The organism is Alkalibacterium sp. m-11, assembly GCF_054658155.1.
On record NZ_BAAGIR010000646.1, the window covers coordinates 1 to 248 of the forward strand.

1 protein-coding gene is annotated in these 248 nt (G+C 34.7%); it reads right to left on the reverse strand.

What is annotated here, in order from left to right:
* The coding region (locus ACYQ2O_RS13780; protein WP_459771591.1) for a helix-turn-helix domain-containing protein at positions 1-99 on the reverse strand (99 nt) is incomplete at its 3' end.
* Between the last annotated feature and the right edge of the window lie 149 nt (positions 100-248).

Genomic DNA, 248 nt, shown 5'->3' on the forward strand with positions numbered 1-248 from the left:
CATTTGGTTATAAATGAAGCGGGCACAACCAAAACAGTTCGCAAAATAGTTTTTTTGTTCTTCATTTGGGTAGAGTCGATACTTATAAGCTTTTAACATATTCTTCACCTCCTCTTACGCTTTGTTAGTGTCAATACTTTCTTTTAATAATTGCTTACAATGGTTGTTATATCAAGGAAAAGCAAAAAAACACTTGCCCCTCCCCTAAATCTCGTTCAAAATAGTAGGTACCAACCAAACTACTTCCA